The organism is Kribbella amoyensis, from assembly GCF_007828865.1.
GTDB lineage: Bacteria > Actinomycetota > Actinomycetes > Propionibacteriales > Kribbellaceae > Kribbella > Kribbella amoyensis.
Map to the genome: position 1 here is coordinate 123,658 of NZ_VIVK01000001.1, position 21,190 is coordinate 144,847.

The window sequence follows — 21,190 nt, forward strand, 5'->3', positions numbered from 1 at the left end:
CTGGCGCTCAGCCCTGTCGACGGTCGGCACGCCCCGGGTAACCGCCAGGCCCTGCAGATCTCATGACGGACGTCCAAGACGTCAAGCGAGCAGGGCAGTGACCAGACGGCACCTCGGGTGCATCAGCAACCAATCCACAGTTACTGACCAAAGGATGGTGCACCAGTGAGCAGGGTGGAAGCGTTCTTCCGGCACGAGCACGACGATGATCCCATCGTGCTCACCAAAACGAGCGATGCCGATGCTCTAGTGGATGCGCTCCTGAGCGAGTCTTTCGACTACTCCGTTGCCACCCTGTACGCCGACGGCCGTCCGCTGATGGCCGGACTGCCTGACCATGAGATGCGGATAGCCGTCAACGTCGAAGCTCAAGTGGGCGGGATCCGCTACGCCGGCGGCGATGACCAGGACGTGACGTACGTACCAGGAGTCGCCAGCCAGCGTGACGAGATGTTCTATGTCTACGCAACGCACGGTGAAGCATGGCCAAAGGATTCCGAAGTCAGCATCGAGCAGGTGCGACAGGCGGTACGGGAGTTCATCGAAGGCGATGGCGCACGGCCAGAATCGTTCAAGTGGCGGCTGTGGCCGGAGGGGGTGCGTTGAACGCCTGGCCGTCCCGCGTGGACCCTCCCGGGGGATGAGACAAGCCCACGCGTGAGGCATCTTCCCGCTACGCGCCAAACCGATGCACGTCCCGCGTCAGCCGTTTGAACCGCGCACATTATTGTCAGCCCGCCCCAATATGCTGTGCCGAGGCGCCACCCCCTCAGGAATGTCATGCGTCGGCGGACTGGCCGACTCGTGTTTCGTAACCCGTCCTACAACTCTTTCGCGGCGGGTTTCACCTCAGCTCCAATGGCCGCCCACAGTTCTCGTCGCTCCAGGTGCGGGTTTCCCAGCTCCGCTTGTAGTGGGCATGCCCGCCTGTACCGCGCGAGCTTGAGGAACTGATTCATCTCGCGAGCTGATCGGCCGAACTCCCAACCGCAGAGCCCGTGCTGACTTCCCCTTGTATCAGCGCCGCTCTTCTCGCCAAGCGTCAGCCTGCGCGAGGCTTCATCGTATCCGTGCGACTCGTTGCGACGTGGACCTCGCCAGTCGACGCCCGAGCAAAGGTCAGCGAACTCGGCCGTCGATCAGGACCCCGACGGCCGGGTACGGCTCGACTGAGTTATCCACAGATCCGCAGATAGTCGTTGCCCCCCAGTACGAGACGATGGCGATCCTGATGAAGCGCGCTCGGTACGCCGCAGAATCTGCGTGGGTCAATCTTCTGCTCTGGATGCCACGGCCACATGGTCTACACACGCAACACCGGTCGCGGAGGCACGTTTGAGTACTCGGCGAGGACGGCATCGTCGATCAAGCGATCTTCGACGAACCGTTCACGGCCCTTCTTGACCAGATGACCTCTCAGACGCCTCCAATGGCCGCCTCAGCCGCGTCCAGACCAACCCAGGGCGATCCGGGCGCGGATCCCTCCAGATGACGGACACACCACCCCTGCCGACGGTCCGACATCCCCGGGCAACACAAAACCCCGGCGGGATCCGCCGGGGTCGGGTGTGAATAAGACACTTCTGGTGGAGCTGAGGGGATTCGAACCCCTGGCCTCTTCGTTGCGAACGAAGCGCGCTACCAACTGCGCCACAGCCCCAGGCTTGTCGCCATTGTTCCTTGGCGACCGCGAAACTCTAACACGCGAGAGGCGGTGGTTCGAAATCCATTCTGCCCGGCCCCGGACAGACCGCTGCCCGCCGACCAACGGGCCGGCGGGCAGCGGGGTGACGATGGGTGGAGGGTCAGTCGCCGACGGCGCGCTTGATCTCCGGTTCGACGGGCTCTTCGACCACCGGGTCCGGGACGACGGGGGCGTCCTCGAGCTCGGTCGGTTCGACGATGCGGGCGGACGAGAAGACCTCCGGGCCGGAGAGGTTGATGGTGCGGACCGTGCGGTCCGGGGCCTTCTCCTTGTGCACGTACGTGGGCAGCGTCACGGGGACCGGGTCCCACAGCGCTTCCGACGACACGGGCGCGGTCGGCTTCTTCTCCGGTACCACGGGCTCCGGGGCGGCCGGCAGCTTCACCTCGACGGTCATCTCGTTGTCGGGTGAGGTCACCGGTGCCGTCGCCGGGCCGCGGTCGTGCCGGGCCTTGGCGCGGGCCTGGCGCTCGGCCGCGAGGGCGGCGCGTTCGCGGGCCTGCCGGCGGAGCTGCACGCGGGTGATCACGACGAAGGCCACGATCAGCCCGGCCGGGATCGCGACGCTCCACCAGAGCAGGATCTTCAGTCCGGCGAGGGCGACGACCGACAGCAGCGAAAGGGTCAGGATCGACAGCACCCGCCGGCGGCGCATGGCGGCCACCCGGCGGGCTCGGTTCGGGACGTACTTCTTCGGCGGCGGCGGCTCCGCGTCGGGAACCACATCGGCCGGGACGTCTGCCGAGCCCGGGGGTCGAACCACGTACTTCGCGCGCGACCCGTCCTGGCGGGAAAGCACGCGCGCGTTCTCCGACGAGTACGCCGCCACCGAGCGGCGCCGGCTGGCCTCGTCGTTGCGCTTCAGCAACATCGGGACGAGGTAGGCGGCCCACGCGGCGACGATCGCCACATAGATCAACCCTGTCGTCCCCATGCGACGACGCTAAGACCCAGGGGGGTCCACGTCGGGTACGTGAGACGGTGTGTCGCAAGAAGACTCGTGTGACTGGTGTGAATAGCCACGCTCTGTGGTCAACGCAGTCGCGCTACGAGACCAGGACCGACCTCTTCGGCGTTGAGGGCGAAGATCCGGTGATCGCGCCAGTCCCCGTCGATGTGCAGGAACCGCGGCCGCTCCCCCTCGTACCGGAAGCCGAGCTTCTCCACGACGCGCAGGCTCGCCTTGTTCTCCGGCCGGATCGCGACCTCGATCCGATGCAGGCCGAGCGTGAACCAGCAGTGGTCCGCCGCGAGCGCGACCGCGGTCGGCACGATCCCACGGCCCGCGTACTGTTCGTCGACCCAGTACCCGAGGTTCGCCCAACGCGCCGAGCCGTAGGTGATCCCGGACACGGTCAGCTGGCCGACCAACGGCCACTTCGCCTTCGGACCGAGGCCGGCGGCACCGCCGTACGTGATGACGAACGGCAGCATCCGCCCGAACCGCGCTTGCCGGTTCCAGTCGCGTGCCATGGCGCGGAACGTTCGCGCGCCGTCCTCGGCACCAGGCGGCTGGGTCGCGTCCCACGGCCGCAGCCAACTCACGTTGCGCTGGCGGGCCGCGCTCCACTCGGCACCGTCACCGGCACGGAGCGGACGGAGCCCGACCTGTCCGTGCTGCAGTTCGACGGGCCAGTGGATGATTGCCATCAGCCCTCATCCGTCCGGGGATGGTCGCCTCCGGCAACTTGTTCGACCGCGTGCCGGAGGATCGGCTCGAGCACGGTGAGGCCGTCCTTCACGCCGCCGCGCGAACCGGGCAGGTTCACGATCACGGTGCCGCCCGCGACACCCGCGACCCCCCGGGACAAGGCGGCGGTCGGTACGCCCTGCGCGATGCCGTACGCGCGGATCGCCTCGGCGATGCCCGGGATCTCCCTCTCGATCACCTCAGTGGTCCGCTCGGGCGTCTCGTCCGTCGGTGAGATCCCGGTCCCGCCGGTCGTCACCACCACCTGGTACGCCGCGTCGACCGCGGCCAGCAACGCCGTCCCGACGGGGGCGCCGTCCGGGACGACCTGCGGCCCGTCGGTCTCGAAGCCCCACGAGGTGAGCCGCTCGGCGATCAACGGCCCGGTGGTGTCGGAGTACACACCCGCGGCCGCGCGGTTCGAGATGCTGATGACGAGGGCTCTCACGGTCGCTCCCAGTGGCCGGTCTTCCCGCCGTCCTTGGTCTCCACCCGAACGTCGGACAGCACCGCGGCCGGGTCGATCGCCTTGATCATGTCGATGACGGACAACCCGGCCACCGTCACCGCGGTGAGGGCCTCCATCTCGACGCCGGTCCGGTCGGTGGTCTTCACGATCGCCTCGATCAGCACCGCGTCGTCGGCGACCTCGAGGTTCACCTTCACCCCGGTCAGCGCGATCGGGTGGCAGAGCGGGATCAGGTCCGGCGTCCGCTTCGCGCCCATGATCCCGGCGATCCGGGCCACCGCGAGCGCGTCGCCCTTCGGTACCCCCTCGCCGCGCAGCGCCTCGATCACCTCCGCCGCGACGTAGACCTTGCCGGAGGCAACGGCGCGGCGGGCCGACTCGGCCTTCGCCGACACGTCCACCATCCGGGCCGCGCCGGCCGCGTCCACATGCGTCAGCCCACCCGCCCCGGCCTCGTCCCGCCCGGCCCCGGCCGCCGGCTCCGCACCGGCCGTCGGGTCCGCACCAGAAGTCGGCCCAGGCCCAGTACCAGCGTCGGTCATCCGGTCTCCTCGTCCAGCAGCCACAGCTCCACCTGGTCGCCGGCCCGGACGGAGGTGACGTCCTCGGGCACCACGATCAGCGCGTTCGACCGGCTCAGCCCGCCGAGCAGGTGTGAGCCGTGCCCGCCGACTGTACTGGCCATCCAGCCCTCGTCGCCCGGCCTGGCCGCGGCGCGGACGAACTGGCGCCGCCCGGCCGGCGAGGCGAACCCGTCCAGCGAGATCCCCTGCACCGGCGTCCGGCGGTACGGCATCGCACCCATCAGCTTGCGCAGCGCCGGCCGGACGAACACCTCGAACGACACGTACGCCGAGACCGAGTTGCCCGGCAGCGTGAAGATCGGCACGTCGTCCTCGCCCATCACGCCGAACCCCTGCGGCTTGCCGGGCTGCATCCCCACTTCGGGGAAGTCGATGGTGCCGAGCTTGGTCAGTACCTCCTTGACCACGTCGTACGCGCCCTTGCTGACGCCGCCCGTGGTCACCAGTACGTCGGCCCGGACCAGCTGGTCGGACAGCGTGTCCATGATCTTCTTCGGGTCGTCGTCCACGATCCCGACCCGGTAGACCACGGCCCCCGCCTGCCGAGCGGCGGCGGCGAGCGTGTAGCTGTTCGCGTCGTAGATCTGCCCCTCGCCCAACCGGGCCCCCGGCTCGCGCAGCTCGGCACCGGTGGACACCACGACCACACGGGGCCGCGGGCGGACCGTCACGCGAGCACGGCCGACCGCGGCGAGTACGGAGATCTGGCGTGGACCCAGCACGGTGCCGGAGTCCAGCACCTTGTCCCCCGCTCGCACGTCCTCACCGGCCCGGCGCACCGAGGCTCCCAGCGCGGGCTGCTGCGCGATCCGTACGTTCACGGTGCCGCCGTCGGTCCACTCCACCGGTACGACGCTGTCGGCGCCGCGGGGCATCGGCGCGCCCGTCATGATCCGCACGCACGTCCCCGGCGTGACCACGATCGGCTCGCTCCGCCCGGCCGCAATCTCGCCGACCACCGGCAGGGTGATCGGGTTGTCCGGGTCGGCCCCGGCCAGATCGCCCGCCTGCACGGCGTACCCGTCCATCGCCGAGTTGTCGAAGCCCGGCAGGCTCACCGGGGAGACCACGTCCTCGCAGAGCACCAGGCCGAGCGCCTCCATCAGCGGCTGCTCGAACGGCGGCAGGGCCCGCACCCGGCCCAGGACTACTTCCAGATGCTCGTCAACGCTCCGCTTCACGCTTGTGACTCTAGTCGTTCCGGATGCGCTCCCCAGACCATCCTCACGTCCGGTGCCCGCTCCTCGTTCGCGGCTCCGTCGGTACGCCGGACCTCGGTGAAGCCGTGCTGCCGGTAGAACCGCTGAGCGCGCAGGTTGCTCTGGAACGTCCACAGCGCGAGGCCACCGGGACGGAGGTCCTTCGCCAGGTCCACCAGGGTCGAGCCGATCCCTTGTCCGGCGGCGTCCGGGTCCACGTACAACTGGTCCAGGTCGTCACCGTCGAGCGTGAGCACGGCCACGATCCGGCCGTCGTCGAGCGCGACCCAGGTCTCTCCGTCCGGCAGCAGCACCTCGGCGAACCAGGTGGCGACCTGGTCCTCGGTGTGGATCGCCGGCGGTAGCTGCGCCCCCTCGGCATGCCGGGACCGCCACCAGAGCGCGGCGGCCTCGTCGGTGTCGTACGGCTCCATCGGCCGGATCAGCAGATCGTCCACGCCACTCCCCCACGGTTAGGCCGTCAGTACTCTAACCAACGGACCGCCCGCCGAGGCTCAGCCGCGCAGCTCACTTCCGTCGGCGACCTGGAGCCTGGTACCGGTCGGCGCGGTCACCTCGACGTCGCCGACCACGACCACGTCCTTGCCGAAGGCAACGTCACCGTGGACCGCGAGCCGGTCGGCGCGGACCAGCGACGGCGGGCCGGCCGGGAACCGGGTCTCGAACTCGGCCAGCACCTTGAAGTGGTCCGGGTCCAGGTCGACGTACGGCTCGTCGCCCTCGTGCGTCGTGGTCAGCTCACCCGAGTCGGCCAGCTCGTACACGTCGGAGCGCAGCACCAGCAGGTCGTTCGTGGTCTTCACCGGCTTGAACCGGCTCCGGTCCACCAGCACCGCCTGGGAGCCCTCGAACGTCTCGATCGCGGTCCCCATCCCGGTCTCCAGCTGGATCACCTTCGGCGAGGACGGGTCGGCCGGGTCGAGGGTCTTGTGGTTCACGATGATCGGCAGGCCGAGGACGCCGTCGTGCCCGGACATCAGGTCGGCCAGCCGGTCCAGGTCGATCCACAGGTTGTTCGTGTTGAACGTCCGGTGCCGGCTCACGTCCTGGAACGAGCCGGTGTCGTCAGGGTGGACCTGCGCGCTGTCCCGCAGGATCAGCCGGCCGTCGGACTTGCGGACCGCGACATGGCCACCCTTGCGGTCGGACCTGGTCCGCCGGCACACCTCCATCCCGAACGGGACGTCGTGCTCGGCCATCCAGGCGGCGATCCGGCCGTCCGGCGTCGCGCCGAGGTTGTCGGCGTTGGAGATGAACGCGTGCCGGAAACCACGCTCCCGCAGCGCGTCCAGGGCGCCGGAGGCGACGAGCGCGGTGAACAGGTCACCGTGGCCCGGCGGGCACCAGGCCAGCTCGGGGTCGGCCGGCCACTCCGCCGGGGTCAGGTCGGCCTCGAGGAGCTTGGGCTCCATGTTCTGCCGGAAGTCCAGCGGCAGTCCGTCGACCGGGAGCTCGGCGTACTCCCCGAGGATGGCGAGCGACTCCTCCCGGGTGCGGAACGAGTTCATCAGGACGAGCGGCAGCGGCACGTCGTACGCCTTGCGGGTACTGAGGATCTGCCGGGCGATGATGTCGAGGAAGCTCAGCCCGTCCTTGACCGGCAGCGCCGACTTCGGTCCGGTCACGCCCATCGAGGTGCCGAGGCCGCCGTTGAGCTTGATCACCACCGTCTCGGCAAGTGCGGCGCGGACCGCGTCGGGGGCCGGGTCCAGGTGATCCAGGTGCGGCAGGTCACCGACCGGGTCGATGTCGTCCTCGCGGATCGTGCCCTGCTGACCCGACTCCAGCAACCGGTAGTAGTGCGAGAAGACCTTGATCGCGACCTCGGCCGCTCCGGCCGCCCGCATCTTCTCCTGTGCCTGACGTAGCCCCGCCTCACTCATGCGACATAAGACTAGTCGGCGGGGCCGGGGTGCGGCCGAGCGCGTGGCGTGCTTCATAAGATCGCATCGTGACGTCCTCCAAGGCTGCTCTCCGGCAGTCACTGCTCGCGGCCCGCCGTGCCCATCCCGGTGGAAAGGGCTTGCTCGACGCGGCCCGCACCACCACCGAGATCCGGCAGGCGGATCGGATAGCCCTGTATGTAGCCCTCGGCCCGGAGCCGCAAACGGGGGCGCTGATCGACTGGCTGCTGGCCGAGGGCAAGGAGGTGCTGCTGCCGATCCTGTACGCCGACAACGACCTCGGCTGGGGTCTCGCGCCGGGCGCGGCCGACCTGGTCCCGGGCCGGCTCGGACTGACCGAGCCGCCGATCGACCTCGGCGAGTCCGCGATCGGCACCGCAGACCTGGTGATCTGCCCGGCCGTCGCGGTGGACCGTACCGGGGTCCGGCTGGGCCGCGGCGGCGGTTCGTACGACCGCGCGCTCGCCCGGGTACCGGCCGGGGTACCGATCTGGGCAGCCGTGTACGACAACGAGGTCCTCGACTCGGTCCCGGCGGACCCGCACGACCAACTCGTGCACGCCGCGCTCACCCCGACCCGGCTGATCCGGCTGAGGTCATCCGGCTGAGATCACGGAGCGTGCTGGCAGGATGGTCCGATGACAGCCAGCACCGAACGAGCCGCCCGCGCCGACCACGCCGTCCGAACCGCCGCGGCCGCAGCCAAGGAGCTCGGCCTGACCGTCACCGACCCGACCGTGCTGTACGACGTGTTCTCGGTCGTGGTCCACCTGAAGCCGTCGCCGGTGGTGGCCCGGATCCCGGCTGTCCTGCCGGGCTCGTCGCTCGCTCCGGCGCTCGCCGTGAAGCGCCTGCAGAAGGAATTGGACCTGGCCCGGTGGCTCGCCGACCAGGGGCACCTGGTGGTCACGCCGACACCGCTCGTCCCGCTCCGGCCGGTGCAGCGCGACGGGTTGTCGATGACGTTCTGGACGTACGTCGAGCACGACAAGTCCGCGGCACCCGACTACGACCACGGGACCGCGCTGTCCGCCGAACTGCACGCCGTACTCGCCGGGTACCAGGGTGAGTTGCCGTGGATGCCGGCGCTCGACTCAGTCCCCGAGGTACTGCGCGACTTGCCGCGGGACACCGCGCTGCTCGAACCGGCCGACTACGACCGCATCGAGAAGGAGTGGGCGACCTTGGAGCCGGTAGTGATGAGCCGGGCCGGGTTCGAGCAGCGGTTCCCCGCTGCGCGGGTGCAGCCGATCCACGGCGACGCACCGGCGTACAACGTGATCCCCACCGCGGACGGCGTGCTGTGGTCGGACTTCGAGGACGCGGGACTCGGCCCGGTCGAGTGGGACCTCGCCGGATTCGGTCCTGAGCTCGCCGCGAAGTACGACGAGGCGGCCGCGCGGCTGGGGCGTCCTGGGCACGACCAGCAGATCCTGCAGGTGATGGATACCGCGCGGACGCTCCAGTTCATGGCGTGCCTGCCGTTGGTCCCGCAGCTGCCGGAGCTCGCCGAGGGGTTGAAGATGACGATCGACGCGTGGCGGGACACGCCCTTCGCGGGAGGGTTGTGATGTTCGAGTCGTTCGTGGAGCAGGGCGCCGTCTCGGGTGTGGTCGCGTTGCGTAGCCGGGACGGTGAGACGTCGGTCGAGGTGCACGGGCGGTCGGCGGTCGACGGTGTGCCGCTTCGGCGGGACAGCGTGTTCCGCATCTCGTCGTTGACGAAGCCGATCGTGGCGGCCGCGGCGATGACCCTGGTCGACTCGGGCCGGCTTCGCCTGGACGCGCCGGTGGACGAGCTGCTTCCGGAGCTCGCGGCGATGCGGGTACTGCGGCAGCCGGACGGGCCGATCGACGACACGGTGCCGCTGGCGCGTCCGATCACCGTGGAGGATCTGCTGACGCACCGGCTCGGTCTGGGCGAGACGGATCATCCGGGTCTGCGGGCGCTGGAGGCGGAGCTGGAACTGCGGACGTTCGGACCACCGAAGCCGCGGACTCCGTGGGACCCGGACGAGTGGATGCGGCGACTGGGGACGATGCCGCTGCAGTACCAACCAGGTGAGCGGTGGCTGTACTCGACCGGTTCGCATGTGCTTGGCGTCCTGGTCGCGCGGGCCGCGGGGAAGGGGTTGGAGGAGTACCTGAGGGAACGGTTCTTCGGCCCGTTGGGGATGACGTCGACCGGATTCACCGCGACCGACCTCGGTCGGCTGACCACTCTCTACGCTGACGGTGAAGTACTCGACTCGGCGGTGGGGAGTCAGTGGGCGGAGCCGCCGGTGTTTCCGGACGCGGGTGGTGGGCTGGTGTCGACGGCGGACGACTTCCACGCGTTTGCGGCGATGTTGCTTGCTGGGGGCAACGGGATTCTCTCGCCGGCCGCGGTCGAGCTGATGACGACCGACCACCTGACCGCGGCGCAGCGGGAAGCGGCGACCGCGTTCCTCGACGGCGACGGCTGGGGCTTCGGCGTCTCACCGAGCGCGGACAGCTACGGCTGGGGCGGCGGACTCGGCTCGCTCTGGACGAACGCGCCCGCACCCCGGACCGTCACCCTCGTCCTCACCACCCAAGCCCTCTGGACCTGGCCACCCGAGCTCTTCGCCGCCGTCGTCGACCCGTCCTGGTGAACCGTCCTGGTGAACCGGCCGGACGGGTGACGGTCAGCGGTTGGGTTTGGTGAAGGTGAGGGTGTGTTCCCGTTTGGCCTCGACCGCGCCCTTGGTGAAGGCCCAGGGCAGGGTTTCGCCCTTGACCCAGAGGTCGGTCTGGTCCGTGTAATTGTCGGTGAAGGCGTGGCCGGAGACGCCGGTCAGGTTGATCCAGCGCGACTTGTCGAAGTCGGCCAGGTCGACCACCATCCGCATCGACGGCGTCGCGGTCACGGCGTACCCCTCGGCCGCGTTCCACGAGGTCGCGTTGACGATCGACGCGCCGCCGCCCAGCTCGTACGGGCCGCGGTTGAACAGCCGGTCCACCACGCCGATGCCGGACTTGCCCAGCGTCTGGTTCGTCAGGGTCAGCTTGTGCAGCCGGCCCCACTGCCAGTTGTCCGGTTCACGGGCCATCTTGGTGGTGATCTCGGCCCGGGCGTCCACCAGCGCCTCGCGCAGGATGTCGTCGCGGCTCTCCCGTTGCGGGGTCCGCAGGTCGTCCCACCAGGCGTTGTTCGGCTGGACCAGCAGGTTGCGGACCACCTCGAACCAGCGCGACCCGCCGTCCGGCCAGGCCGACTCCGGCAGCTGGTCGTGGAAGGTCAGCGCGAGCAGGTTGCGCCAGACGATGTTGAAGTACGCCGCCGGAGCCGAGTCGGCCGGCTGGGTGAAGTCCCAGCCACGCAAAATGTCCTGGCCGGCCTTGTCGAAGTCGTCCTCGATGCCGATCCGGAGCAGGTACGGCACCAGCGTCTCGGCGTTGCGGTTCTTGGTGTCCAGCTGGATCGAGGCCATCTTCTCGGCGTCCAGCTTGCCGGCCGCCCGGATCCGCTCGAGGATCTGCTGCGAGCGGTACCCGTAGTCCCAGTCGTTGGTCAAGTTGTACTGGTACGACTTCGGCACGACCGCCTGGTTCGCGGTGACGATCACGCCGTCGGCCGGGTCGAACTCGGTCGGCATCGCCTCGAACGGGATGTACCCGGCCCAGTCGAACTTCGGGTCCCATCCGGGCGCCGGCCAGTCCCCGGTACCGACCCGGCGGAGCGGGACCTTGCCGGGCGCCTGGTACCCGATGTGGCCCTCGCGGTCGGCGTAGACCAGGTTCTGCGAGGGGACCTCGAACAGGGTGGCCGCGGTCCGGAACGCGGTCCAGCTCTGCGCCCGGTTGAGCGCGAAGATCGCGTCCGCGGTCCGGCCCGGGGTGAGCGCGGTCCAGCGCAGCGAGATCCCGTACGGGGCCGAACTCTTGCCCTTCGCGGCCAGGGCGCCGGCTTCCTTGGCGTCGTCCTCGATATCGGAGATGAGCGGGCCGTGCCGGGTCTCCCGGACGGTGATCTTCTCCTCCTCGTCCTGGCCGGCCACCTTGAACGTCTCGGTCCGGGTCCGCAGCGGCTCGACCTTGCCGTTGTAGAGGACGCCGTTGCCGGTGATCCGTTCGAGGTACAGGTCCATCACGTCGGGGTTGAGGTTCGTGAAGCCCCAGGAGATCGCGCTGTTGTGCCCGATCACGACCCCCGGCAACCCGGAGAAGCTGAACCCGGACACGTCGAACGGGCACTGCACGCTGAACTTGTTGCAGTGCAGCCCGACCTGGGACCAGATCCCCGGCATCGTCGCGCCGAGGTGCGGGTCGTTGGCGAGCAGCGGCTTGCCGGTGGTGGTGTGCTCACCGGACACGACCCAGGCGTTCGACCCGATCCCGTCGCCGCGGCCGAGCAACGTCGGCAGCGCCTTGGCCACCTTGTCGACGCTGTCGAGCGACTTCAGCAGGTCCTGGGTGAGCATCGCGCGGCCGGGCGCCTGGCTCTCCACCGGCGTGGTGGTGAACTTGCCCTTGGCCACCGTGCCGCCGGGCAGGATCGGCTCGTTCCGCTCGTACGGGTACGCCGGGTAGAGCGAGTCGATGGTGCGAGCGGGCATCGTCGCGGCCAGCTTGGTCCGGGTGATCTCCTCGGTCATGTTGCCGCCGAGGTCCCACGCCATCGCCTTCAGCCAGGCCAGCGAGTCCGCCGCGGTCCACGGCTGCGGACGGTAGTCGGTCCCCTTCAGCGAGAGCACGGCGTACTCGAGGCTGAGGCCGGAGCCGGAGTGCCCGTCGAGGTACGCGTTCACGCCGCGGGCGTAGTCGTCCAGGTACTGCCGGGTGGCCGGGCTGAGCAGCCCGAGCTCCTTCTCGGCGATCCGCCGCCAGCCGAGGGTCCGGACGAACTTGTCGGTCGCCAGCGCGTCGCGGCCGAACAGCTCGGAGAGCCGTCCAGACGTCACGTGCCGGCGGAAGTCCATCTCGAAGAACCGGTCCTGAGCGTGCACATAGCCCTGTGCCGCGAACAGGTCGGCCGGCTTGTCCGCATAGATCTGCGGGATGCCGTTGGCGTCGCGGACCACCTCGACGTCCGCGTCCAGACCCGCCAGCTCGATGGTCCCGTCGTAGCTCGGGAACGAGTGACGGACCACGAAAACCCCGGTACCGGCCACCACCAGCAGCAGGGTGGCGAGCACGATACCGCTCAGGATGATGACTCGAAGCAGCCGACGCACGGACCAAACTTAGAGAATGCCGCCCCGCACCCCAAATGCAGATACCGGCCCCTTACCCTCCGTACTCGTTCGGGGCGGCCGAACTCCTCCCTCCGGCGCGCTCGCGGCGATCCGGTCCAGACCGGGCCGGCAGCGGGGACGGACCTCGGGTGGAGCCGGTCCGGAGCGTCCACGACCCGGCGCCGAGTTGGAATACTTCCGCCGTCTGGCGCATTATTAGCAGTCGAGTAGTAGGAGTGCCAACGGCTCGAAAGGGACAGACGTGCCGACGTACCAGTACCAGTGCACCGATTGCGGCGAGGCTCTCGAGGTCCGTCAGAGCTTCACCGACGACGCCCTGACCGTGTGCCCGAACTGCGAGGGCTCGCTCCGCAAGGTCTTCAACGCGGTCGGCGTGGTCTTCAAGGGCTCCGGCTTCTACCGCAACGACAGCCGCTCGACGAGCTCCAGTTCGTCGCCCGCCAAGTCGGACAGCAAGAGCGCGAGCTCCTCCAGCTCGTCTTCCTCTTCGTCGTCCTCCTCCTCGGACTCCGGCTCGTCGTCCTCCTCGTCCTCTTCTTCGTCGTCGACGTCCTCGTCGTCGTCCTCGTCGAGCGGCGGCAGCAAGACCAGCGCGGCCTGACCTTCCGCTCTCCGGGCCTGTGGACAACGGGCCCACCTCGCCAGGCGAAACTCGTACTTTCCCTGGCATGAAGCGTTCAGACTCTTTCCTCCGTACCGTCGTCCGAGCCGCCCGCTGGCACCGCCGCCTCCTGTCCGGCGTGGCCGCGGCCGCTGCCGTCTACTTCGCCCTCGGCGCCCTGGCCCCACCGCAGGCCCCGACCGTCGCCGTCCTCGCCGCGGCCCGCGATCTGCCCGGCGGCACGAAACCCACGCCCGCGGACGTTCGCACCATCCGCCTCCCACCCGCCGTCGTTCCCACCGGTGCGCTCCGCCCAGGCACGACCACCACCGACCGCATCCTGGCGAACCCGGTCCGAGCCGGCGAACCGCTCACCGACGCCCGCTTCCTCACCCCGACAGCACTTCCACCGGGCCTGGTCGCCTATCCCCTCCGCCTGGAGGATCCTGCCCTCGCGCCCCTCCTTCACCCCGGCGACCACCTCAACCTCTACGCCGCCACGTCCACCTCGACCGACACCGCCACCCAGGTCGCCAGCGGAGTCCGCGTGCTGGCGCTCCCCGCTCCCACGGCGCGCACCACGGCCACGGGCACCCTTGTCGTCCTCGCAGCCACCCCGGCGACGGTCGCTCGCCTGGCCCAGGCGAGCACGAATTCACGGATCACCGCCGCCCTCGCCCCGGACACCAGTTGAGCCGAGCCCGCAATGCGGCGGATCCTCACAGAGCGAACGGGTCCCGGTACAATCCGCTACCGCGCGGCGTGCTCCCTCGCCAGCCTGCGGACGGGCCCTTAGCTTGTCCGGAGTAAACCCCGTGGGTCCGCCCCGGGCCCTGGACCACGAAGGGCACACAAATGCTCAAGGGCTTCAAAGAGTTCCTGATGCGAGGCAACGTCCTCGACCTGGCGATCGCGGTCGTCATCGGTACCGCGTTCGCGACCGTGGTGAAGACCGTGGTCGACAACCTGGTCTCGCCGCTGGTCGCCTCGATCGGCGGGACGAACGTGAACGGCCTCGCCTTCCACATCGTCAAGGGCAACGACAAGTCGCTCGTCGACGTCGGCGCGATCATCAACGCCTTCATCGTGTTCTTCCTGACCGCGGCCGTCGTCTACTTCGTCCTCGTCGTCCCGATGAAGAAGATCCAGGAGCGCCGCGCGGCCGCCGCCGGCACCACCGCCGAGGAGGATGAGCCCGAGCCGCTGACCGTCGACCAGCAGTTGCTCACCGAGATCCGCGACGCGCTCGCCGCCCGCCAGCGCTGACAACGCCTCGTACGGCCCAGGCTGGCCGCTCAGCCTGGGCAGCCCCGGCCGGCTACTCCGCCGGGTACTGCATCCACGTGTACTGAATCGGTTGCTGCTTGTTCCACTCGGCGGCCAAGGTTTCCGCGACTTCGTGGAAGCCGGCTCGGTGGTAGGTGCGGATCGCCGGGACGTTGTCCGGGCGGACGCGGAGGAAGATGTCGGTCAGCCCGGCCGTTCGCGCCGGGACCAGCAGCACCTCGACGAACGCCGGTCCCAGACCCTTCCCGCGGTACTCCGGCGCCAGGATGATCCGGGCCAGCTCGACCTCGTCCTCCTCGGCGTCGAGCCACAGTTCGGCGTACCCGATCGGGCGCTCGCCGTCGTGGTACAGGTACGGCCGGATGTCGTCGTCGGCCTTGCGCCAGGTGGGGAGCAGGTCCGGCGGGAACGGGTACTCCTCACGCCCGCACAGCAGAGCAACCTCCTGCGCGGTGGTCGCCCACGTCGCCACGAGCTGGGCGTACCGCGGGTCGAACGGCCGGAGCTCCATCGGCCAGGTCAGCCGTGGTGGGGCGGGACCTCGCGGAGGATGCGCTCGTCGTCCTCGGTGGCGCCGAAGTCGTTGTCGCCCCAGGTGCGCGGGTCGTCGTCGCGGGTCTGGTCGGGCAGCAGCGGCTCGTCGTCCTCGTACGGGCTCGTCATGCCGTCAAGATTACGTGAGCCACCCAGCCCGGAGCAGGGTCGGTCCTGCCCCGGGACGCGCGGTCAGTCCTGTCCCGGGATGCGCGGCAGGTTCTGCTGCTGCCCGCCTTGCCCGCCCTCGAGCTGGCCCTGCCCCTGGCCCGGGCCGACCTGCGGGTTCGCGGCGGCCTGGAGCAGCGGGGCGATGCCGGGCTCGGTCCGCCAGCGTTCGGCGCCGAGCACGGTCCAGGACGTGAGCACGGAGAGGGTCGGGGTGGCGAGTCCACCGATCTGGAGCGGCTCGGCGTTCTGGAAGCCGAAGGTGATGGTCCAGTTCGCCGGGTCGGGATAGAACTCCTGCACAGCGGTGTAGTAGAAGCTGAGCCAGCCGCGTTGCTGCAGGTGCGTCATCAGCCGGTAGTTCGTGGCGATCAGCTGTACTTCCTGCAGGTCGCGCCACATCAGCTGCATGTCACGCCGCGCCGCCGCCTTCCGGCCGGCGTTCACCGCGGCGTTGGCGGCCATCAGCCCGAGCACCATGCCGGGTTTGCCGAAGAAGAATCCCCCACTCTGCGTGTACTGGCCACTGCCGCCGTAGAGCCGCGAGTAGTGGACGGAGGTCTGCAGATAGGCCGTCTCGTTAGGCTCCAGCACGAGCCCGTACAGCGGGATCGTCTGCGGTGTGTTGCCGCCCATCAGCCAGCGTGCCCAGTCCTGGCCGAGCTGCCACTCCTCGCGTTCCCGGCGAGCGAGTTCGGCGGCGTCCTTCCTCTTGCCCACGTCCGTCCTTTCTCCGGTTGCAGGCGGCATTCTCCCACTTCCACCGGGTGAACAGCGCGCGGCGGTTACAGATCTGCTGCTTTTGACACTCGATCGATGCTGTGACCAGATAGAGGCTGCGCCGTGACACGACTGCCACGATCGGCGAGACGTCGGTCCCTCATGATGGGTGTCCTTGCCAACCCGGAAGGACCGAGTCGTGAGTGCATCAAGGACACGGGGCCTCATCGGGGCGTCGATCGGCGTGGCTGTTCTCGCCCTCACCGCCGCCTGCGGTGACGAGAGCTCCGCCCCGCCCGCCGCCCAGCCCACCCAATCGCCGACCACCCCCGGCACCTCTCCCACCGCCACACCGCCCACCCCCAGCGGTACGCCGAGCACGGACTGCCCCGAGACGATCACGGCGGTCCGCCAAGCGGTCACCAAGGCCACCTGGGGCAAGGGTGAAGCCAAGTCCAAGTTCGCGCCCGTCAGCGTGACGATCTGCCAGTACGACGCCCAGGCGACCGGCCAGGCGTACGCGACGGTCATGACCAAGCGACAGGGCGCGCAAGCCGCCGCGCTGTTCGCCCTGGTCAACGCGGCCCAGCCCGCGAAGGCGAAGCCGAACTACTGCACCAAGGAGCTCGGCCCGACCTACGTCCTGCGGTTCACCGACAACGACCGAGGCGTTCTCTCCATCACCGCCGAGGCGTACGGCTGCCGCCAACTGGTGGCCACCTCGTTCGAGGGCCAGGGCAAGCCTGGCGAACTGCCCGCGCCCCGGACCGTCACCCCCGAGCTGATCAAGTCGCTCGGCCTGCGCTGACCCCGCACCGGACGAGCACCCCGAAGCCGTCCGGTCCGTGGGTCACCACCGCCCACCTCGCGGGTCCCTCAGGTTGACCCGCGGGGTGGGCGGCTCGGCCCACTCCCCTTTTCCAGCCGCGTCCGTTCTGTGCTTGTCCAGGCGCCGGATCCACCGCACGCTGATCGGCAACACCGTTCCGGGAGCGTGCGATGCGATCACTCCGCCTACTGATGGCGCTGCTGCTTGTCTGTCTCGTCGCCGCGTGCTCGTCCCCAGCCGAATCGGCTGCTCCCGAACGCTGCGACGGCATCACCGGCTTCACCTGTACGACACTGCGCGTCCCTCTGAACCACCGTGATCCCGGCGGCCGGCAGCTCGAATTGGCCGTCGCCGCTGCCGACAACGTCGACGCACCCCGCGGTGTACTCCTGATGCTCACCGGCGGCCCCGGCCAACCAGGCGTACCTCTCCTCTCCCGGATCCGCGCGGAGCTCGACCCCGCCGTACTCCGCGAGTACCGGCTCGTCATGTTCGACCAGCGCGGTACCGGGCAACGCGGGATCAACTGCCCCGAGTTGCAACGGGCAGTCGGCGGTTCCGACTTCCTCAGCGTTCCTCCTGCTGCCGTGGACGCGTGTGCCCGCGTACTCGGCTCCGACCTCGACTACTACGGCACGCCCGACACGGTCGAGGACATCGAACTCCTGCGCCGCTCCCTCGGTACGGACAAGCTCACGCTCAACGGCACGTCGTACGGGAGCTTCACGGCAGCGCAGTACGGCCTGAAGTACCCGTCGAACGTCCGGTCGCTCGTCCTCGATTCCGTAGTCCCGCACCGCGGGTTCGACCCGTTCGGGGTAGACCTGATGAAGCACACCGGTGACGTACTCGGTGCTGCGTGCCGGCGCGACTCGTCCTGTACTACGGATCCTGTGGCCGACCTGGCCTGGCTGGTACGGCACGGTGAGCTCGACGGGCTTCCGCTGGACGGGACCAGCATGCTCGAGTCCCTGGCGATCCTCAGCCTCAACTCCGTGAACCCGTCGCTCAAGGGCATCCCGAAGGTGCTGCACGACGCGCGGAACGGTGACACGGCCGCGTTGAAGGAGCTGTTCCAGGAGGCGTCGAGCCGCGGCGCGCAGTACGACGAACTGTCCGCCGGACTCCACATGGCGACGCTCTGCTCGGACCTGCGCTTCCCCTGGTCCGCGGGTACGCCTCTGTCCGAGCGACCAGCCGCGCTGGAGGCCGCAGTGAGGAAGCTGGACCCGGCGAAGCTGTACCCGTACGACGTGCGCACCGCGCGGAACCAGCTGATCGTGGACGGGTGCCTGCGCTGGCCGTCGACCCGGGCGTCGGCATACCCGGCTCAGCAGGAGCTGCTCCCGCGGACGTTGATCCTGCACGGCACCGACGACCTCTTCTGCCCGCCGTCCTGGGCGGAGTGGGAGCGGGACCACGCCCGCCAGGCACAGCTGGTCGTCGTGCCGGGGAGCGGCCACAACGTCCAGGGCAGCCGTTCGAATCCCACCGGAAAGGAGCAGGTCAGGGCGTTCTTGCTGGCTTGAGATGTAACTGTGCGCGAATCTCTGCAGCACCCTGCGTGGCTCGATGCGTCTAATAGACGTGAGGTGTTGTACGCCCAGCCGGGGAGTGGCAAGTGGAGTTCGAGGAGTACGCGTCCGCACGCGGGCAGGAACTGGTGCGTCTCGGGTTCACCCTCTCCGGCGACTACCAACGCGCCGAGGACCTGGCACAGATCGCGCTGATGCAGGCGTTCCGGTCCTGGCGCCGGGTACGACGGGCGGACGACCCGCACACCTACGTCCGGCGGATCCTGGTCAACGCGTACCTGTCGATGACCCGGCGCCGGTCCTTCACCGAAGCACCCACGGCCGACCTCGACGCCGACCGGACGGTGCCCGACCCCGCCACCGACATCGTGAACTCCGACGACCTCTGGCGAGCCCTCGCCACGTTGTCGGCCCGCGAGCGCGTCGTCCTCGTCCTGCGCTACTACCAGGACCTGGACGACCGGACGATCGCCGACCTGCTCGGCATCAAACCGTCCTCCGTGCGCGCGACCGCCAGCCGGGCGCTGGCCTCGTTGCGGAAGGCAAGGGAGTCCCGACGTGTTGACGAGAGGTTGCCGTGAGCAAGACTGACCTGGAGGACGACCTGCGCGCGACGCTGGACCGCGCCGCCGCCTCCGTACCCCTGGCGCCCGACCTGGCCGAGCGTGCGGCGACCGGCGCGCACCGGGCCCGGCGCCGGACGTTCGCCGTCTGCGGTGCGGCCGTGGCCGGTGTCGCCGTGATCGCCGCGGCCGGCTTCGCGCTCCGCGACGGCGGTCCCACCCCACTCCCCCCAAGTGCGGCCGGTCCGACCGTGGCCGCCGGAACCCCGACCACCGGGCCGTCGGTCCAGCAGGTGACCGGGACCTGGCGCGCGACGAAGCTGGACGGGTTCACCGCGCTGAAGACGAACCGGCCGGAGAACCCGGTCCTCACCTTCAACCCCAACGGCACCTGGGTCGGCTCGGACGGCTGCAACGGGATCAGCGGCACGTTCAGTATCGGGCAGCGGGGCGAGTTCACCGCCAAGGTGGACGGCCAGCGCCTGATCGAGTGCGCGAACGTCCCGCACACCGCGGCCCTGCAGGTCACTAAGCGTGTCGAGGTGGACGCGAAGACGCTGCGGCTCTACGCGGCCGACGGGCGCGAAGTTGCGAACTACGCTCGCACAGGGTAGCCATATCTGTGTGCGGACGGTAGTCAGCACTTGACTCTGCGGATCCATGCTTGGACGATTTACCGCAGGCCGTCCACCGATTGGGGAGCTTAGTGCGACTCTCAGCTACCGTCCCGCTGCTCGCCGTCGGCTCCTTGTCACTCACCGCGATCCACGCGGCCGGCTCCAGCACGCCGTCATCGGCGCCCGTTTCCGTTGCTGTGTGCAACCACGCTGCCCCGTCGATCTCGGCCTCCTCGAGCCAGCGGCTGTCCCAGCCGACCAGCTCGTCGGACCCGCGTCCCCTCGGTCAGGCCCTGAGCGAGGGAGTCACGGCCGCCGTCGCCTCGATCGAACCACTGGACGCGACCGGCCGGCCGACGTCGGGCCTGCCGTACGGACTCGGCGCGGGCGTCATCGGCGTCCTCGGGTCCGAGCGCAGCGGGTACAAGGTCGTCCTCGACTCCTCGACCGACGAGAAGAAGTATCAGGCCGCCGTCGACCGGCACGTCCCGGAGGCGGGCAAGCCGATGCTCAAGGTCGAGCCGAGCTGCCGTTCCGCGGCCTCGATCGCGTCCACGTGGAAGGCGGTCGGCGCCCGCGGCTGGTCGGCCGACGCGGGCCGGACGACCTTCGTCGCGGACCTGGACCCGGCCACGGAGGACGTGGTGGTCGAGTACGACAAGGCCACCACCTCGGCGGCCAGCGTGTCCGGATTGTCAGCCCTGCAAGGGGTTTCGGCCCGAGCCGGCGGCGTCGCCCGGACCTCCCGGCTCAACGACACCCCGAAGGGCGGCCACTGGGGCGGCGCCCGGATCACCTCGGCCTCGAAGAACTGCACCGCCGGCTTCTCCGTGGTCCGCCGCTCCACCAACACCCGCGCCTCGGTCACAGCCGGCCACTGCGGCGGCGTCGGTACCATCTGGCGCTCCGGTACGAACTACTACGGCACCACCTCGGTCCGCACCAACTACCCCGACTACGACCAGTCCCTGCTCACCGGCAGCTCGTACGGCCCCAAGATCTGGACCGACGGCCCCGGCGACTCCGCGGACACCCGCACCGTCAAGGGCGGCGGCGACCCGTCGATCGGCGCGTCCGTCTGCCAGTCCGGCTCCTTCAGCACCTCCCTCTGCGGCATCACGGTGCAAAGCCTGAGCGCGAAGTACTGCGACACCGACGGCTGCACCACGTACGTCATCCGAGCCACCCGCAGCGGCCAAACAGCCATCATCGGTGGGGATTCGGGCGGCCCGGTGTACTCCCGGCCCTCGTCCACGACGGCGACCATCCGAGGGATCGCGTTCGCTGGATCCGGATGCTCGGCCGGTAGGTGCACGACGCTGTACGCGGAGAGGTACAAGTCGATCTCAGGCCACCTCGGCGTCACCGCGCTCACGGGCTGAGCAGGTCGAGATCCCCAACCCTGGTTGGGGGCGCGTCCAGCCCAACCAGCTTGATTCGTGCCAGCCGGGAGCCCCGTGATCCCGACAACCAACCCACCCGCGATCGGCGCCCGCCGTGATCCGGAGCCTGCCCGATCTCCCCCGAGGTAGTCCGTCAGGTTCCAGCG

General features: G+C 69.5%; 23 protein-coding genes and 1 tRNA gene. 12 read left to right on the forward strand and 12 right to left on the reverse strand.

Features of this window, described 5'->3' with window-relative positions; translation table 11 throughout:
* The first annotated feature begins 165 nt into the window (after positions 1 to 165).
* Positions 166 to 606 (forward strand): Imm1 family immunity protein, encoded by a 441-nt coding sequence (locus FB561_RS00630; protein WP_145801890.1) that lies wholly within the window; start codon positions 166 to 168, stop codon positions 604 to 606.
* Between the two features lie 978 nt (positions 607 to 1,584).
* Here the strand turns inward: FB561_RS00630 and FB561_RS00635 are convergent.
* The 8 genes from FB561_RS00635 to FB561_RS00670 form a co-directional block, all read right to left on the reverse strand.
* A tRNA-Ala gene (locus tag FB561_RS00635) sits at positions 1,585 to 1,660 on the reverse strand.
* Positions 1,661 to 1,805: 145 nt separating this feature from the next.
* Positions 1,806 to 2,639, reverse strand: coding sequence for a divisome protein SepX/GlpR (gene sepX / locus FB561_RS00640; RefSeq protein WP_145801892.1), 834 nt, complete (start codon positions 2,637 to 2,639; stop codon positions 1,806 to 1,808).
* 98 nt (positions 2,640 to 2,737) lie between these two features.
* Positions 2,738 to 3,355 carry a GNAT family N-acetyltransferase gene (locus FB561_RS00645; RefSeq protein WP_145801894.1) on the reverse strand — a complete coding sequence of 206 codons (618 nt, stop codon included), beginning with the start codon at positions 3,353 to 3,355 and terminating at the stop codon, positions 2,738 to 2,740.
* Entirely contained in the window at positions 3,355 to 3,843 is a 489-nt protein-coding gene (locus FB561_RS00650) for a MogA/MoaB family molybdenum cofactor biosynthesis protein (RefSeq protein WP_145801896.1), read from the reverse strand. The genes FB561_RS00645 and FB561_RS00650 overlap by 1 nt, the downstream gene beginning before the upstream one ends.
* Positions 3,840 to 4,406: a cyclic pyranopterin monophosphate synthase MoaC gene (gene moaC / locus FB561_RS00655; protein ID WP_272952523.1), complete on the reverse strand. Its 567-nt coding sequence runs from the start codon at positions 4,404 to 4,406 to the stop codon at positions 3,840 to 3,842. The genes FB561_RS00650 and moaC overlap by 4 nt, the downstream gene beginning before the upstream one ends.
* Complete coding sequence (glp, locus tag FB561_RS00660; protein ID WP_145801898.1) at positions 4,403 to 5,629, reverse strand: molybdotransferase-like divisome protein Glp; 1,227 nt, start codon at positions 5,627 to 5,629, stop codon at positions 4,403 to 4,405. The genes moaC and glp overlap by 4 nt, the downstream gene beginning before the upstream one ends.
* Entirely contained in the window at positions 5,626 to 6,105 is a 480-nt protein-coding gene (locus FB561_RS00665; protein WP_145801900.1) for a GNAT family N-acetyltransferase, read from the reverse strand. The genes glp and FB561_RS00665 overlap by 4 nt, the downstream gene beginning before the upstream one ends.
* Before the next feature lie 57 nt (positions 6,106 to 6,162).
* Positions 6,163 to 7,551: a UTP--glucose-1-phosphate uridylyltransferase gene (locus FB561_RS00670; protein WP_145801902.1), complete on the reverse strand. Its 1,389-nt coding sequence runs from the start codon at positions 7,549 to 7,551 to the stop codon at positions 6,163 to 6,165.
* 68 nt (positions 7,552 to 7,619) lie between these two features.
* Between FB561_RS00670 and FB561_RS00675 the strand changes: the two genes are divergently transcribed.
* Genes FB561_RS00675 through FB561_RS00685 form a run of 3 tightly spaced genes read left to right on the forward strand, consistent with a single transcriptional unit; the run spans position 7,620 to position 10,204 of the window.
* Positions 7,620 to 8,180, forward strand: a complete 561-nt coding sequence (locus tag FB561_RS00675) for a 5-formyltetrahydrofolate cyclo-ligase (protein WP_145801904.1) — start codon at positions 7,620 to 7,622, stop codon at positions 8,178 to 8,180.
* 30 nt (positions 8,181 to 8,210) lie between these two features.
* The gene (locus tag FB561_RS00680) at positions 8,211 to 9,143 is read left to right on the forward strand and encodes an aminoglycoside phosphotransferase family protein (RefSeq protein WP_145801906.1); all 933 of its coding nucleotides are present in this window, start codon (positions 8,211 to 8,213) and stop codon (positions 9,141 to 9,143) included.
* Positions 9,143 to 10,204: a serine hydrolase domain-containing protein gene (locus FB561_RS00685; RefSeq protein WP_145801908.1), complete on the forward strand. Its 1,062-nt coding sequence runs from the start codon at positions 9,143 to 9,145 to the stop codon at positions 10,202 to 10,204. Before FB561_RS00680 ends, FB561_RS00685 begins: the two co-directional genes overlap by 1 nt.
* Before the next feature lie 33 nt (positions 10,205 to 10,237).
* Here FB561_RS00685 and FB561_RS00690 read toward each other — a convergent pair whose 3' ends face one another.
* Positions 10,238 to 12,766 carry a penicillin acylase family protein gene (locus FB561_RS00690; protein ID WP_145801910.1) on the reverse strand — a complete coding sequence of 843 codons (2,529 nt, stop codon included), beginning with the start codon at positions 12,764 to 12,766 and terminating at the stop codon, positions 10,238 to 10,240.
* Positions 12,767 to 13,028: 262 nt separating this feature from the next.
* On the opposite strand from FB561_RS00690, the gene FB561_RS39100 reads away from it, so the two are divergent.
* The 3 genes from FB561_RS39100 (at position 13,029) to FB561_RS00705 (ending at position 14,654) form a co-directional block, all read left to right on the forward strand.
* Positions 13,029 to 13,388 (forward strand): FmdB family zinc ribbon protein, encoded by a 360-nt coding sequence (locus FB561_RS39100; RefSeq protein ID WP_145801912.1) that lies wholly within the window; start codon positions 13,029 to 13,031, stop codon positions 13,386 to 13,388.
* A gap of 67 nt (positions 13,389 to 13,455) precedes the next feature.
* Positions 13,456 to 14,082 carry a Flp pilus assembly protein CpaB gene (cpaB, locus tag FB561_RS00700; protein ID WP_145801914.1) on the forward strand — a complete coding sequence of 209 codons (627 nt, stop codon included), beginning with the start codon at positions 13,456 to 13,458 and terminating at the stop codon, positions 14,080 to 14,082.
* Between the two features lie 188 nt (positions 14,083 to 14,270).
* Complete coding sequence (locus tag FB561_RS00705; protein ID WP_238334589.1) at positions 14,271 to 14,654, forward strand: MscL family protein; 384 nt, start codon at positions 14,271 to 14,273, stop codon at positions 14,652 to 14,654.
* 52 nt (positions 14,655 to 14,706) lie between these two features.
* Here FB561_RS00705 and FB561_RS00710 read toward each other — a convergent pair whose 3' ends face one another.
* The 3 genes from FB561_RS00710 to FB561_RS00715 all read right to left on the reverse strand — a co-directional run bounded on the left by FB561_RS00710 (position 14,707) and on the right by FB561_RS00715 (position 16,097).
* On the reverse strand, positions 14,707 to 15,186 hold the full coding sequence (locus FB561_RS00710) for a GNAT family N-acetyltransferase (RefSeq protein WP_145801918.1): 480 nt from the start codon (positions 15,184 to 15,186) through the stop codon (positions 14,707 to 14,709).
* A gap of 8 nt (positions 15,187 to 15,194) precedes the next feature.
* Positions 15,195 to 15,338 carry a hypothetical protein gene (locus FB561_RS37675; protein WP_170284545.1) on the reverse strand — a complete coding sequence of 48 codons (144 nt, stop codon included), beginning with the start codon at positions 15,336 to 15,338 and terminating at the stop codon, positions 15,195 to 15,197.
* A 63-nt stretch (positions 15,339 to 15,401) separates the two neighbouring features.
* Positions 15,402 to 16,097, reverse strand: a complete 696-nt coding sequence (locus tag FB561_RS00715; protein ID WP_145801920.1) for a hypothetical protein — start codon at positions 16,095 to 16,097, stop codon at positions 15,402 to 15,404.
* Between the two features lie 199 nt (positions 16,098 to 16,296).
* Between FB561_RS00715 and FB561_RS00720 the strand changes: the two genes are divergently transcribed.
* The 5 genes from FB561_RS00720 to FB561_RS00740 all read left to right on the forward strand — a co-directional run bounded on the left by FB561_RS00720 (position 16,297) and on the right by FB561_RS00740 (position 21,023).
* A complete protein-coding gene (locus tag FB561_RS00720; protein ID WP_238334590.1) occupies positions 16,297 to 16,905 on the forward strand; it encodes a hypothetical protein in 609 nt (202 codons plus the stop codon).
* A 191-nt stretch (positions 16,906 to 17,096) separates the two neighbouring features.
* Positions 17,097 to 18,455, forward strand: coding sequence for an alpha/beta hydrolase (locus FB561_RS00725; protein ID WP_145801922.1), 1,359 nt, complete (start codon positions 17,097 to 17,099; stop codon positions 18,453 to 18,455).
* A 92-nt stretch (positions 18,456 to 18,547) separates the two neighbouring features.
* Positions 18,548 to 19,042, forward strand: a complete 495-nt coding sequence (locus FB561_RS00730; RefSeq protein ID WP_145801924.1) for a SigE family RNA polymerase sigma factor — start codon at positions 18,548 to 18,550, stop codon at positions 19,040 to 19,042.
* Positions 19,039 to 19,638, forward strand: a complete 600-nt coding sequence (locus tag FB561_RS00735; RefSeq protein WP_145801926.1) for an META domain-containing protein — start codon at positions 19,039 to 19,041, stop codon at positions 19,636 to 19,638. Before FB561_RS00730 ends, FB561_RS00735 begins: the two co-directional genes overlap by 4 nt.
* Before the next feature lie 92 nt (positions 19,639 to 19,730).
* A complete protein-coding gene (locus tag FB561_RS00740) occupies positions 19,731 to 21,023 on the forward strand; it encodes a S1 family peptidase (RefSeq protein WP_238334591.1) in 1,293 nt (430 codons plus the stop codon).
* The last annotated feature ends 167 nt before the right edge of the window (positions 21,024 to 21,190 follow it).